The organism is Sphingomonas phyllosphaerae, assembly GCF_029623345.1.
Classification (GTDB): Bacteria; Pseudomonadota; Alphaproteobacteria; order Sphingomonadales; family Sphingomonadaceae; genus Sphingomonas; species Sphingomonas phyllosphaerae_C.
Genome location: NZ_JAPYKH010000003.1, coordinates 1 through 12,605, shown reverse-complemented (window position 1 = coordinate 12,605; position 12,605 = coordinate 1). Strand labels below are relative to the sequence as shown.

General features: G+C 71.3%; 11 protein-coding genes and 1 pseudogene. 6 read left to right on the top strand and 6 right to left on the bottom strand.

Annotated features, from left to right (window positions below; translation table 11 throughout):
- The first annotated feature begins 660 nt into the window (after positions 1 to 660).
- Entirely contained in the window at positions 661 to 1,323 is a 663-nt protein-coding gene (locus QBJ89_RS03620; protein WP_277979187.1) for an acyltransferase family protein, read from the top strand.
- A 106-nt stretch (positions 1,324 to 1,429) separates the two neighbouring features.
- Here QBJ89_RS03620 and QBJ89_RS03615 read toward each other — a convergent pair whose 3' ends face one another.
- The 4 genes from QBJ89_RS03615 to QBJ89_RS03600 all read right to left on the bottom strand — a co-directional run bounded on the left by QBJ89_RS03615 (position 1,430) and on the right by QBJ89_RS03600 (position 5,991).
- Positions 1,430 to 2,248 carry an SDR family NAD(P)-dependent oxidoreductase gene (locus QBJ89_RS03615; protein WP_277979186.1) on the bottom strand — a complete coding sequence of 273 codons (819 nt, stop codon included), beginning with the start codon at positions 2,246 to 2,248 and terminating at the stop codon, positions 1,430 to 1,432.
- Positions 2,245 to 3,303 carry a phosphotransferase family protein gene (locus QBJ89_RS03610; protein ID WP_277979185.1) on the bottom strand — a complete coding sequence of 353 codons (1,059 nt, stop codon included), beginning with the start codon at positions 3,301 to 3,303 and terminating at the stop codon, positions 2,245 to 2,247. The genes QBJ89_RS03615 and QBJ89_RS03610 overlap by 4 nt, the downstream gene beginning before the upstream one ends.
- Entirely contained in the window at positions 3,300 to 4,385 is a 1,086-nt protein-coding gene (locus tag QBJ89_RS03605) for a Zn-dependent alcohol dehydrogenase (RefSeq protein WP_277979184.1), read from the bottom strand. The genes QBJ89_RS03610 and QBJ89_RS03605 overlap by 4 nt, the downstream gene beginning before the upstream one ends.
- Before the next feature lie 319 nt (positions 4,386 to 4,704).
- Positions 4,705 to 5,991 carry an acyl-CoA dehydrogenase family protein gene (locus tag QBJ89_RS03600; RefSeq protein ID WP_277979183.1) on the bottom strand — a complete coding sequence of 429 codons (1,287 nt, stop codon included), beginning with the start codon at positions 5,989 to 5,991 and terminating at the stop codon, positions 4,705 to 4,707.
- A gap of 145 nt (positions 5,992 to 6,136) precedes the next feature.
- Here QBJ89_RS03600 and QBJ89_RS03595 point away from each other — a divergent pair, with 145 nt between their 5' ends.
- Complete coding sequence (locus QBJ89_RS03595) at positions 6,137 to 7,372, top strand: TetR/AcrR family transcriptional regulator (RefSeq protein ID WP_277979182.1); 1,236 nt, start codon at positions 6,137 to 6,139, stop codon at positions 7,370 to 7,372.
- 180 nt (positions 7,373 to 7,552) lie between these two features.
- Here QBJ89_RS03595 and QBJ89_RS03590 read toward each other — a convergent pair whose 3' ends face one another.
- Positions 7,553 to 8,395 (bottom strand): helix-turn-helix domain-containing protein, encoded by an 843-nt coding sequence (locus tag QBJ89_RS03590; protein WP_277979181.1) that lies wholly within the window; start codon positions 8,393 to 8,395, stop codon positions 7,553 to 7,555.
- Positions 8,396 to 8,544: 149 nt separating this feature from the next.
- On the opposite strand from QBJ89_RS03590, the gene QBJ89_RS03585 reads away from it, so the two are divergent.
- Positions 8,545 to 9,765, top strand: a complete 1,221-nt coding sequence (locus tag QBJ89_RS03585) for an MFS transporter (RefSeq protein WP_277979180.1) — start codon at positions 8,545 to 8,547, stop codon at positions 9,763 to 9,765.
- Positions 9,762 to 10,451 carry a glutathione binding-like protein gene (locus QBJ89_RS03580; RefSeq protein ID WP_277979179.1) on the top strand — a complete coding sequence of 230 codons (690 nt, stop codon included), beginning with the start codon at positions 9,762 to 9,764 and terminating at the stop codon, positions 10,449 to 10,451. The genes QBJ89_RS03585 and QBJ89_RS03580 overlap by 4 nt, the downstream gene beginning before the upstream one ends.
- Positions 10,452 to 10,781: 330 nt before the next feature.
- Here QBJ89_RS03580 and QBJ89_RS03575 read toward each other — a convergent pair whose 3' ends face one another.
- Complete coding sequence (locus tag QBJ89_RS03575; protein WP_277979178.1) at positions 10,782 to 11,291, bottom strand: cysteine hydrolase family protein; 510 nt, start codon at positions 11,289 to 11,291, stop codon at positions 10,782 to 10,784.
- A gap of 130 nt (positions 11,292 to 11,421) precedes the next feature.
- On the opposite strand from QBJ89_RS03575, the gene QBJ89_RS03570 reads away from it, so the two are divergent.
- Together QBJ89_RS03570 and QBJ89_RS03565 are read left to right on the top strand one after the other, a co-directional pair.
- Complete coding sequence (locus tag QBJ89_RS03570; RefSeq protein WP_277979177.1) at positions 11,422 to 12,222, top strand: thioesterase family protein; 801 nt, start codon at positions 11,422 to 11,424, stop codon at positions 12,220 to 12,222.
- 112 nt (positions 12,223 to 12,334) lie between these two features.
- Positions 12,335 to 12,605: pseudogene (locus tag QBJ89_RS03565) on the top strand (EF-hand domain-containing protein); the annotation flags it as partial.

Here is a 12,605-nt window from a genome sequence, read left to right as displayed (position 1 = left end):
GGCCGCGGGCGACGACTCGCTGCTGGTGGTGGCGGTGCTGGCTCCGGGCGACGTCGCCGCGGCGGAGCGGTTCGTCACCGACGAGGTCGGTCTGCCGGCGAGCCACCGCGCGGTGCTGGCGCTCGACGCGGTGCCGCGGCTCGCCTCGGGCAAGGTCGACTACCCCGCGCTGCGCGCCGGGCGCGCGGCGGCGCGAACCAGCCGGACCGCCGCGTCGGCGGGCGCGCTGCGTGCCGCGCTCGCTGCGGCGCTCGGGCGCGAGCGGGTGGAGGACGGCGACTCGTTCCGCTCGCTCGCGGGCGACTCGCTCAGCTACGTCCGCGCCAGCCTGGCGATCGAGGAGGTGCTCGGCACGCTGCCCGAGCGCTGGGAGGAGCTGACCGTCGCGCGGCTTGAGGCACTCGCCCGCCTTACGGTCTCGCGCGCCGATCCGGGCTTCCGCTGGGTCGCCACCGACGTGCTGCTGCGCCCAGCCGCGATCGCGTTGGTGGTCGCCAGCCACGTGCTCGGCGATCCTGCCAACCGCGCGTTCAAGGGCGGCGCGCTCGCGCTGATGATCCTCGCCGGCTACGGCCTGGCCCCCTTCCAGTCGCGGCGGATGCTCGGCGCCGCGCGCTGGGGCGTGATCCGCGACTATCTGCTGCGCGTGGTGACACCCTATTGGGCGATCCTGCCGCTCTACCGCGCGCTGACGCCCAATCGCTTCGGCTGGGAGACGTTGCTGCTGCTGGGCAACGTCGTGCGCGATCCCGGCGTGCGGACGATGGCGCAATTTGGTTCATCCCGGCGCTGTTCCACTGCACGCTGGCGCTGCTGCTGCTGCTGGCGGTTCCAGCGATGCGGCGCCGCGCCGAGCGCTCGGGCTGGGCGATCGGTTTTCCGCTGCTCTCCCTGGCGTTCGCGGCGAAGGTCGCCGGGCTCGCGCTGCGCGGCCCCCCGACTGCGGACGATTTCAGCACCGACGCCTCGGCCTATGCGATCGCGCTCGGCTGGCTGGCGAGCTACGCCGAGACGGGGGCGCCGCGCTGCACCGTGATCCTCGTCACCGCGCTGGTCGCCGCGCTCGGCTGGGGCGCGAGCGACTCGCACGTGCTGATCGCGGACGCGGTCGTCGCCGCGCTGCTGCTCGCGCCGCGGGTGCTGGTGCGGCGCGAGGTCGCGACGGTGCTGGGCTATCTCGCGCGCAGCAGCCTCTTCGCCTATCTCACGCACGGCATCACCATCTACCTGCTGCGCGATCGCCTGGGGATCATCGGCGTGGCGCCCACGTCGTCGCAGCGTTGGCGGTGGGAGCGCTGGCCTATGCGGCGTGGGAGCGGCTGACGCGGCGGCTCGGCGATGGTATGGCGCGGGCGCGGGCGGCGCTGGCCTGCGTGCCGCGTCGCCCCGGCGGTGTGGCGCGCGGGACTCGCGGCGTTCACCGACCGCCTCACACCGCGGTCTTGCCGTAATCCTGCCGGGTCACCGGATGGCTCGACGATAGTCCGCCGTCGACCACGATCGCCTGGCCGTTGACGTAGCTCGCCTCCTCGCTGGCGAGGAAGAGCGCGACGCGCGCCAGTTCCTCGGGTTGCGCGCCGCGCCGCAGCGGGTTGAGCCGGCCGAGCCGATCGAGCTTGCCCGCCTCGCGCGCGTAGTCGAAGGTGGGGCGCGTCATCCCCGTCTCGGTCAGGCCGGGGCAGATCGCGTTCACCCGCACGTTGCTGCCGCTGAGCTGCTGCGCCGCCACCTGCGCGAGGTTGATCACGCCCGCCTTGCTGGCCGAATAGGCCGGCGACCCCGCGCCCGAGCGCAGCCCCGCGACGCTCGCGGTGAGCACGATCGCGCCGCCGCCGCGCGCGGCGATCAGCGGTGCGGCGTGCTTGATGGCGAGGAACGGTCCGATTAGATTGACGCGCAATACCTCGGTAATCAGCGCCACGTCGGTGTCGAACAGATTGGCGAGCCCGCCCGAGATGCCGGCGTTGGCGAACATCACGTCCAGACCGCCGTGCCGCTCGGCCGCCAGCGCGACCAGCCGCGCGACGTCGCCCTCGTCGCCGGCGTCGCCGCGGAACGCCAGCGCGGTGCCGCCCGAGTCGGCGATCGCGGCGGCGGTCGCGTCGGCGCCCTCGCTGACGTCGGCGACGACGACGCGGCCGCCCTCGCGCGCGAACAGCAGCGCGGCGGCGCGGCCGATGCCCGATCCCGCACCGGTGACGACGATCGACTTGCCCGCGAACCGCATCCGCTCCCCCTCCGCGCTCATGCCCCGGCGCGCCCGGCGAAGTGCCAGGCCGCGCTCACGAGCATCGGCAGCCGCGCCGCGGTCTCCTGCGCACGCGCGTTGGCGGCGGTGCCGACCAGCACGCGCTTGCGGATGCCCTGAACGATGCTGGCGAGACGGAAGAGGTTGAAGGCGAAATACCAGTCGATCGCGACCGGCTCGTCACGCCCGGTCCGTGCCGCGTAGCGCGCCAGCATCTCGTCGAGCGTGGGGATGCCCGTGGCGTCGCCGGTCAGCCCCATCACGCCCGAGCGCCCCTCGGGCGCGGTAACCCAGCTCATCAGATAATAGGTCAAATCGGCGACGGGATCGCCCAGGGTCGACAGCTCCCAATCGAGCACCGCGGCGACGCGCGGCTCCTCGCCCGGCGCGAAGCGCATGTTGTCGACGCGATAGTCGCCATGAACGATCGCGGTGCGGGTCTGCGGCGGCACGGTGCGCGGCAGCCACTCGATCAGCCGCTCCATCTCGGGCAAGGTCTCGGTCTCGGCGCCGCGATATTGCTTGGTCCAGCGCGTGACCTGGCGCTCGAAGTAATTGCCCGGCCGGCCATAGTCGCCGAGCCCGATGGCGCTCGGATCGATGTTGTGGAGCTCGGCGAGCGTGTCGATCATCGCGTGATAATGCGCCCGGCGTGCCGCAGGGGTCAGCTCGGGCATGGCGCCGTCCCAGATCGTCCGCCCCTCCACCATCTCCATGACGTAGAAGGCCGAGCCGATCACCGCGGCGTCCTCGCACAAGGCATAGGGCCGCGGCACCGGGAAGCCGCTGGGGTGGAGCGCGGCGATGACGCGATACTCGCGCTCGACCTGGTGCGCCGAGGGGAGCAGCTCCCCTTTCGGTTTGCGCCGCAGCACGTAGCGTCGCGCGGGCGTGTCGAGCCGGTAGGTCGGGTTCGACTGGCCGCCCGCGAACTTGGCATAGTCGAACGGGCCGGTGAAGCCGGGCACATGCTCGGCCATCCACGTGCCGAGGCGCGCGGTGTCGAGTCGGTCGCGCTCGGCGAGATCGCGCGGAAGCGAGGAATCGTCGCTCATGCGAAAACGATCACGCTGCGCGTCGAGTCGCCGCGGCGCAGTTCGTCGAAGGCATGGTTGATCCGCTCAAGCGGCAGCCGCTCGGCGATCAACGTGTCGAGGTCGAGCAGGCCGCGGCGGTAGAAGTCGACCAGCCGCGGCATGTCGATCGGGAAGCGGTTGGAGCCCATCAGCCCGCCCTGCAGCTTCTTGCCCGAGAGCAGGTCGAGCGCGGAGAGGCCGACCGACTCGGCCGGCGGCAGCATGCCGAGGATCGTCGCGGTGCCGCCGCGGCGCAGCACCGCCACCGCCGTCGCGGCCGACTGCGGCCGGCCGACCGCCTCGATCGCATGGTGGACGCCGCCGCCGGTCACCTCGACCACCGCCGCGGCGACGCCCTCGGCGGCGCTGTCGAACGTGTCGGTCGCGCCGAGCCGCGCGGCGATGGCGCGTTTTTCGGGCACCGGATCGAGCGCGACGATCCGCCCCGCCCCCGCGATCCGCGCGGCGTTGACCGCGGCGAGCCCGATCCCGCCGCAGCCGACCACGCACACCGTCTCGCCCGGCGACACGTCGGCGGTGTTGAACACCGCGCCGGCGCCGGTCGTCACCGCGCAGCCGATCAGCGCGGCACGGTCGAGCGGCATGTCGCGGTCGATCGCGACGCAGGCGTGCTCGTGTATCAGCATCTGCTCGGCGTAAGCGGAAAGGTTGAGCATCTGCGCCACCGCGCCGCCGTCAGCGAGGCGCAGCCGCGGCTCGGCGCCGCGCGGGCGCCGCGTCGCGCCGCTCACGCACAGCGACATGCGGCCGCTGAGACAGAATTCGCAGTGGCCGCAGAAGGCGGAGAGGCAAGTGACGACGTGATCGCCGGGCTTGACGGTACGCACCTCGCTGCCGACCGCCTCGACCACGCCCGCCGCCTCATGGCCCGGGACGGCGGGGAGCGCGTGCGGGTAGAGTCCGTCGACGAAGTGCAGGTCGGAGCGGCACACACCGACCGCGGCGGTGCGGATCAGCACCTCGTGCGCGAGCGGCTTGCTGACGGTCACGTCGGCGATCGTCAGCGGTTCGCGCGTGGCGGTGAGGACGGCGGCTCTCATGGGTGAGCGCCGCCAGAGAAGGATGCTGACGGTCCCGCATCGCTTAGCGTCATCCCGGACTCGTTTCGTGTTCGCGCTTTGGCTCGCCCCCAGCGAGCCAAGATCGTGTCCGGGGGACACGTTCTCGCGCGAACACCACGGCGCCACGTTCCTGGAACCCGCGGCGCTCGCGGGACGGTGGATCCTGGAACAAGTTCAGGATGACCGCAGCAAGGAAGGGCGACGCACAATTTCGCTCCGGACGATCGCGGAACGGCGACTTTCAAGCCAGTCGCAGCACGACGCCGGAACAAGCGGCAAGCTGGCGCCCCCGCAACCCTCACCGGCTCACTCCGACGTCGCCGCTCGACGGCGCCCCCCGTCCGCCGCCCTCACCGTACTTACCGAACTCATGCCGTGCGATCGCGCGACAATGCACCTCGTCGGGTCCGTCGGCGAAGCGCAGCGTCCGCACCGAGGCCCAGGCGTGCGCCAGCCCCGCATCGTCCGCCACGCCGGCGCCGCCGAACGCCTGGATCGCATCGTCGAGGATCTGCAATGCCATCGTCGGCGCCTGCACCTTGATCATCGCGATCTCCTGCTGCGCCGCCTTGTTCCCCGCTCGGTCCATCATGTCCGCGGCCTTGAGGCAGAGCAGCCGGGTCATCTCGATGTCGATCCGCGCGCGCGCGATCCGTTGTTCCCACACGCTGTGATCCGCAATCCGCTTGCCGAAGGCGACGCGGGAGAGCAGCCGCCGCGCCATTTTCTCGATCGCCACCTCGGCGACGCCGATCGTGCGCATGCAATGGTGGATCCGCCCGGGCCCGAGCCGCCCCTGCGCGATCTCGAAGCCGCGTCCCTCGCCCAGCAGCACGTTCTCCACCGGGACGCGCACGTCGGTGAAGCTCACCTCGCCGTGGCCGTGGGGGGCGTGATCATAGCCGTAGACCGAGAGCAGCCGCTCGACCTTCACGCCCGGCGTGTCGAGCGGCACCAGCACCTGGCTCTGTTGCTGGTGGCGCGAGCCCTCCAAGCTGGTCTTGCCCATCAGGATGCCGATCTTGCAGCGCGGGTCGCCCACCCCTGACGACCACCATTTGCGTCCGTTGATTACATAATGGTCGCCGTCGCGCTCGATCCGGGTCTCGATGTTGGTCGCGTCGGAGGAGGCGACCGTGGGCTCGGTCATCAGGAAGACCGAGCGGATCTCGCCGTCCATCAGCGGGCGCAGCCAAGCGTCCTTCTGCGCGCGCGTGCCATAGCGGTGGAGCACCTCCATGTTGCCGGTGTCGGGGGCGGAGCAGTTGAAACACTCGCTTGCCCAGCCGATCCGCCCCATTTCCTCGGCGCACAGCGCATATTCGAGGTTGGTCAGCTGCGTGCCCTGAAACGCAAAGCTGTCGTCGACGTGCTGCTGACCCGAGTGCGGCGGCATGAAGAAGTTCCACAGCCCCTCGGCGCGCGCGGCGCGCTTGACCTCCTCGATGACCGGGATGACCTTCCAGCGCTCGCCGCTGCCGAGCTGCTGCTCGTACTCGTGGTCGCGCGGCGCGATATGGCGCGCGATGAAGGCGCGGACGCGGTCGCGGAAAAAGGTTTCGCGCTCGCTCAGCGTGAAGTCCATCGCCACCCTCTCCTCTGCGGTAATGATCGGGCTTAGGCCATACCGCGTTTTCGGTAAAGCGCGCTTGATCTCGGCGCCGCAGTTACGATCCAGCTGAATGAAAAGGGGACTGTATCTTCGAAAGCGACGTGCTACCGATCGCGCCATGGGGGATGTGAGGACCGACGACGCCACCGCGACACGGCGCTTCCGCGAAAAGCGCGAGGCGATCCTGGCCGCGGCGGCGGATGCGATCAACGAGCAGAGCGCCAAGGGCATGACCTTCGCCGACGTGGCACGCCGCGTCGGGCTCAACACCACCAGCGTCACTTATTATTTCAAGCGCAAGGAGGACCTCGCCGCCGCCGCGTTCGAGCACACGCTCGATTATCTGCTGGCGATGCTCGACGAAGCCGCGACCGAGGCGACGCCGTCCGATCGGGTCGAGAAGCTCGTCACGCTCAACCTCGCGCGGCTCGCCCGGATCGAGCGCGGCGAGGAACGCGCCTTCGCGGTGCTCTCCGACCTGCGTGCGATGGACGAGCCGGTGCGCGCGCGGCTGATGGCGCGCTGGCGCGAGGTCTTCCGCCGCACCCGCGCTTTGTGGGGCGAGCAGCGCGCGCGCGGCGCGGTCGACCTCGCCGGTGCGCGCGCGCACGTGCTGCTGGAGAACATGTTCTGGCTGCCAGCCTGGCTGCCACGCTACGACGCCGACCAATATCCGCGCGCCGCCGAGCGGCTGATGGACCTGTTCCGCCACGGCCTGGCCGGGACGGATGCGCGCTGGGCGCCGCGCCCGCTGACGCTCGAGCGCGACGACGCGGTGCCGGGGCGTGACGCCTTCCTGCTGGCGGCGACGCGGCTGATCAACGAACTGGGCTACCGCGGCGCCTCGGTGCAGCGGATCGCCTCCGAGCTGAACGTGACCAAGGGCAGCTTCTACCACCATCTCGACGCCAAGGACGATCTGGTCGCGGCCTGCTACCGCCGCAGCTTCGACACGATCGCGGCGGCGCAGCGCAGCGCCGACGCGCGCGGTGGCACGCACTGGCAACGGCTGTGCGACGCGGTGGCGACGCTGGTGCGGGTGCAATTCTCCGACAGCGGCTCGCTGCTGCGCACCACCGCGCTGAGCGGTCTGCCGTCGGGCGAGCGCCAGCAGATGGTCGACCGCTCCACCCGGATCGCGCGTCGCTTCGCCGGCACGCTGATGGACGGGGCCGCTGAGGGGACGATCCGCGCGGTCGACAGCCTGATCGCGAGCCAGGCACTGATGGCGTTGCTCAACGCCGCCTTCGACATGCGCAAATGGGCCTCGACCATGGCACGCGAGCGTGCGGTAGGGCTCTATGCCTCGACGCTGCTGTTCGGCATGTTCGACGACCGTCTGCTCGGGGAGTGAGCGAGTGAACCTGGCCGTGCTCCGGCGGACGCCGGAGCCCATGGCGGCAGGGGCCACGCTCGAGGCCCTGGGCTCCTGCGTGCGCAGGAGCACGGCTTTTCAAGCGAAGCTGCTACTCTCCGTCGCTCACTTCAGGAACGCTGCGCTTCGGCAATCCCGCACGGCCCCGCCTCCTCCAATCTACACCGGTTCGCCCAGCGCCTCGGTCCGCGCGCGGATCGCAAGCTGGTTGTGCGGGCCGCGTCGGCGCGAGAACTCGCGTACCGAGCAGCCGAGGAAGAGGTGGCTGTCGCGCAGGAAGTGCGAGCGGTCCCAATAACCCGCCTCCTCCAATGCCAGCGGCGCCGCGTCGGGTTGGGTCAGCACCAGGCTCAGCGCGCGCAGGAAGCGGGTACGCCGCAGCAACAGCTTTGGGGTGAAGCCAAAATTGAAGCGGGTCAACGCGGCGAGCGCGCGTGGCGTCATGTCGAGCGCGTCGGCCACTGCCTCGATCCGCGTCGTGGCGGGATCGCGCAGCATCGTACACAGCCGGTCGATCCGCGGATCGGCCGGGGGACGGCGCTGCAACCGCGCCTCGAGCCAGGTGTCGAACACCTGCTGGAACGGTTCGCCGGCCTCGAGCGCGTCGCGCAGCATCTCGGCGCCGGGGTCGAGCTCGTCGAGCGGGACGACCCGGTTCGACAGCCGCGACACGTCGCCGCCAAACATCTGTGCCCAACCGTAAGGCAGCAGACCGGCGCCCACCAGGGTGCCGCCCGAGCTTGTGACATAGCCGGCGTAGCTGGTCGGCCCGGTCAGCGCGACGGTCGGCATCGGATCATAGGTGCGGCTGCCGATCCGCAGCGCCCACGGCGGGCTACCCGCCAGCGTCACCCGGATCGTCGCGACGCTGGGGAAGAAGGCATCGTGGAAGACGTGCCCCGGCACCACCGGCGCGGCGAAGCGATGATAGCCCGTGACATGATGCGTCAAGGCGTCGCCCGGGCGGTGATAAGCGACCGCGACGCTCTCCTGATCCCCCACCGGCGCCCCCCAGCAACCCTTATTTACATCTCATTACCGCGACCGGCGCGGAGGGCAAGCCTTGGTACCGGTTTGACCCATATACTTCTTACTTAGATCAGCTTGTTGGCCATGCCGACAGCGCGCGCCCGTCGCGCTATGATGCCGCCATGCCCCGCTTCCCGCATCGCGCCGTGCCGATCGTCCTCGCCGCCGTCACGGTCGACGTGATCGGTTTCGGCATCGTCATGCCGGTGCTGCCGGGGCTGATCGTCGCGCTCGGCCACACCGACCTGGCGCATGCCACGCTGATCGGCGGGTGGATGCTCGCCGCCTTCGCACTGGCCCAATTTGTCGCCGGGCCGATCCTGGGCAACCTCGGCGACCGCTTCGGTCGGCGCCCGGTGCTGGTGGCGGCGATGGTCGCCTTCGCGCTCGACTATGCGCTGATGGCGGGCGCGCCGACGCTCGCTTGGCTGTTCCTCGGCCGCGTCATCGCCGGCGCGGCGGGGGCGAGCTACGGGCCCGCGGGCGCGGTGATCGCGGACGTCACTCCGCCCGAGCAGCGCGCCGCGGGCTACGGCCTGCTCGGCGCGGCGTTCGGGCTGGGCTTCATCGTCGGACCCGCGCTCGGCGGGCTGGTGGCGCATTGGGGAGCGCGCGCGCCGTTCGCGCTCGCCGCCGCGCTGGCCGCGCTCAACGCGCTGGCGATGCTGCTCTTCCTGCCCGAGACGCTAGGTCGCGAGCAGCGCCGCCCGTTTCGGCTGCGCGACGCGCATGTCATCGGCGCGTTCCGCCCGCTGTTCGCCGCGGGCAATGCCGCGCCGCTGCTGCTCGCCTGGTTCCTGTGGCAGCTCGGCGGCATCGTCTACCCGGCGGTGTGGAGCTTCTGGGCGACGCTGCGCTTCGGCTGGAGCCCTGCGGCGATCGGATGGAGCCTCGCCTGGGTCGGCTTCCTCCAACTGCTCGTCCAGCTCTTCCTCACGCGCCGTGCGGTGGCGCGGCTGGGCGAGCGGCGCGCCGCGCTGATCGGGCTGGTGGCGGGCGCCGCGACGCTGCTCGCCTACGCCTTCGTGACGCAGGGCTGGCAGGTTTACGCCTTCTTCCTGGTCGGCGCGCTGGGCGCTCTGGCGTGGCCGGCGCTGAACGGGCTGCTCAGCCGGCTGGTCGATGCGACCCGCCAGGGCGCCTTGCAGGGCGGCCTCGGCAGCATGAACTCTGTGGCCGCAGTGATCGGGCCGCTGATCGCGACTCAGAGCCTCGCCTGGGGCGCGCGGCGCGGCTTCGACGGGCTCGCCTTCGTCGTGGCGGGTACGCTGATCGGCGCGGCGGCATTGATCGTGGCGGTCGGCGTCCCCACCCTTCGCGCACACGACGGAGACGCGCGATGATCGACCTGCATTACTGGCCCACGCCGAACGGGCACAAGATCACGATCTTCCTGGAGGAGGCCGAGGTCGATTACACCCTTCACCCGGTCAATATCGGCAAGGGCGAGCAGTTCCGCCCCGAGTTCCTGGCGATCTCGCCCAACAACCGCATGCCCGCGATCGTCGACCATGCGCCGAGAGACGGCGGCGCGCCGGTCAGCGTGTTCGAGAGCGGCGCGATCCTGCTCTATCTCGCGCACAAGACGGGGCAGTTCGGCGGGGCGACGCCGCGCGCGCACGTCGAGGTGCTCGAGTGGCTGATGTGGCAGGTCGGCGGGCTCGGCCCGATGCTGGGGCAGAACCACCATTTCACCCGCTACGCGCCCGAGCGCGTGCCCTACGCGATCGAGCGCTACCTCAAGGAGACCAACCGGCTGTACGGCGTGCTCGAGCGGCGACTGGCGGGTCGCGACTTTGTCGCGGGCGGCGAGTACAGCATCGCCGACATGGCCTGCTTCCCCTGGATCCTACCCGAGCCGCAAGGGCAGGACATCAACGACTTCCCCAATGTCGCGGCGTGGCACGCGCGGATCAAGGCGCGCCCCGCGGTGGTGCGCGCCTATGAGCAAGGCGCGCGCGTGCAGGCGCAGCCGGCAGAGTTGAGCGAGGACGAGCGGCGCGTGCTGTTCGGCCAGGCCGCGCGGTGACGGTGGATTGATCATTCCGCGAGAAGGGGAGCTCGGCTCAGGCAGGCATGCCGCCGCCGGCGCTCGCCTGGCTGGCTCTTGGCCTGCACCTACTGCCGTCATGTCGGGCCCGTTCCGGAATTCACTGATACGCGATCGGAGACGGTGCTCCCGCAGAGAAGTTAATCGCGAAGGCTCCCCTGTGCTTGGCGACAAGTTCGGGATGACGAGGGTGTTAGGCGGCGCGCTCCTCGCCGACCCTCGCGCATCAGAGCCGCGTCTCCTGCACGGTGCAAGCACGAGCGCCCACCTCCACGGCGGCAACCTTCCCGGGAGCGGGAAGGCCCGCCCTCACCCTTCCCGCGTCGGCCATATATCGGTCGCCGTGACGACCGGGATCTTCGAGGCCAGCGCGGCGAGCGCGACCTGATGGACATAGTCGGTCGGCGCGGTGCACAGGTCGCCGATGACGCGCCGATCGAGCACCGTCGCCTCGGGCGCGAGCGCGGTGTAGGTGACGCAATTCTGCGTCATCATGCCGCAAACGAAGAGCTCGCCGGTGTCGAGCAAATGCGCGCCGAGATCGGTCTCCTGGAAGGCGTCGGGGTAGCTCTTGGTGATCACCGCCGCGCCCCCCGCCACCGCCATGATCGCGGGGCGGATCACGCTGCCGGGCTCGTCCTCGGCGAAGGGGCCGCCGGCGGCGACGTGGCGCACCAGCACGACCTGATCGCCCGCCGCCTGTGCCGCGGCGATCGCGGTGACGATCCGCTCCTCCACCGCCTCGGCGCGCCACAGCGGCAGCGCGCCGCGCGCGAAATAGGCGTTCTGGACGTCGATCACCAGCAGCGTACGCCTCATGTCATCTCCTCGTCGTCGCAGTTTCCTTCATAGCGAGCCCTAGGGTGTCGACGTGTCGCGAGACCGACTCTTCTCGCCCCGCGGTGGCGCGCGGCATTGATCCGTCGCGATCCGCGGCTAGCGTGACGCGATGACCGACCCCGCCGCCGCCACCTCGCTCGCTCAGCTGCTCGCCGCGCTCGTCCGCGACGGCGAGGCGGCGCGCTGGCACGGCGCGATCCCGCCCGACTGGCAGCAGGGCCGCACCGCCTTCGGCGGCCTCTCGGCGGCGCTGGCGCTGCACGCGGCGCACCAGCTTGAGCCCGGGCTGCCGCCGCTGCGCTCGACGCAGGTAGCGTTCGTCGGGCCGCTCGCCGGCGCGGTGACGGTTTCCGCCACGCTGCTGCGTCGCGGGCGCAATGCCGCCTTCGTCGCGGCCGAGGTGAGCGGCGAGGCCGGGCTCGGCGTCCGCTGCACCTTCGTCTTCATGCGTGCGTTGCCCGACGCGCTGGCGCACGCGCGCGGCGCCGCGCCTGCGGTCGCGCCGCCCGCGCCCGAGGACCGCGTGCTGCGCGGCGGTCACCCCCAGGTGGCGTTCACGCGCCATGTCGAGTTCGTCGACCCGCCCGGCCAAAGCGATCCGGCGGCGTGGCTGCGCTGGGCGCGGCTGGCCGAGCGCGACGGCCTCCATCCCGAGGTCGAGCTGCTGGCGATCGGCGACTGTCTGCCCCCCGCGGCGCTGCGGCTGCTCGGCGTCGGCGCGCCGGTGAGCTCGATGACCTGGCAGCTCAACCTGCTCGCCCCCGCCCCGGCGACGCGGGACGGCTGGTGGCTGCTGCGCTCGGCCACCGATCACGCGCGCGACGGCGCCTCGTCGCAGCAGATGGCGATCTGGGACGCGGACGGCCGTGCGGTGGCCGAGCAGATCCAGTCGGTCGCGATCTTCGGCTGATACAAATCGCGACAATATTCCGGCGCTTCGACATTCCGGCGCGACACGCACGGCCTAGTGCCACGACAATGACGGGGCCCGAGCCGCGTCGAATGTGTCGAGGGGTGTATCCATGAAGACCTTGTTCTCCGCGGCGGTGCTCGGCGCCGCCGCGCTCGCCGGTGCCGTGCCGCTGCTCGCGCAGAACCTGCCTGCCCCGCAGGCCGATGCGCCGCCCGCGGGGGCGATGGGACCGCGCGACCCGCTCACCGCCGCCGACGCCGACCGCGACGGCGTGGTGACGCGCGAGGAAGCTGCGGCCGACGCCGACCGCCGCTTCGCCGCGATCGACGCCAACGGCGACGGCAAGATCGACCGCGACGAGCGCCGCGCCCTCCGCCCGC

Excerpts from the sequence above, each read along its gene's own strand:
- QBJ89_RS03615 (WP_277979186.1), bottom strand. The coding sequence starts at position 2,248 with ATGAGCGCGGAGGGGGAGCGGATGCGGTTCGCGGGCAAGTCGATCGTC.
- QBJ89_RS03610 (WP_277979185.1), bottom strand. The coding sequence starts at position 3,303 with ATGAGCGACGATTCCTCGCTTCCGCGCGATCTCGCCGAGCGCGACCGA.
- QBJ89_RS03605 (WP_277979184.1), bottom strand. The coding sequence starts at position 4,385 with ATGAGAGCCGCCGTCCTCACCGCCACGCGCGAACCGCTGACGATCGCC.
- QBJ89_RS03600 (WP_277979183.1), bottom strand. The coding sequence starts at position 5,991 with ATGGACTTCACGCTGAGCGAGCGCGAAACCTTTTTCCGCGACCGCGTC.
- QBJ89_RS03595 (WP_277979182.1), top strand. The coding sequence starts at position 6,137 with ATGGGGGATGTGAGGACCGACGACGCCACCGCGACACGGCGCTTCCGC.
- QBJ89_RS03585 (WP_277979180.1), top strand. The coding sequence starts at position 8,545 with ATGCCCCGCTTCCCGCATCGCGCCGTGCCGATCGTCCTCGCCGCCGTC.
- QBJ89_RS03580 (WP_277979179.1), top strand. The coding sequence starts at position 9,762 with ATGATCGACCTGCATTACTGGCCCACGCCGAACGGGCACAAGATCACG.
- QBJ89_RS03575 (WP_277979178.1), bottom strand. The coding sequence starts at position 11,291 with ATGAGGCGTACGCTGCTGGTGATCGACGTCCAGAACGCCTATTTCGCG.
- QBJ89_RS03570 (WP_277979177.1), top strand. The coding sequence starts at position 11,422 with ATGACCGACCCCGCCGCCGCCACCTCGCTCGCTCAGCTGCTCGCCGCG.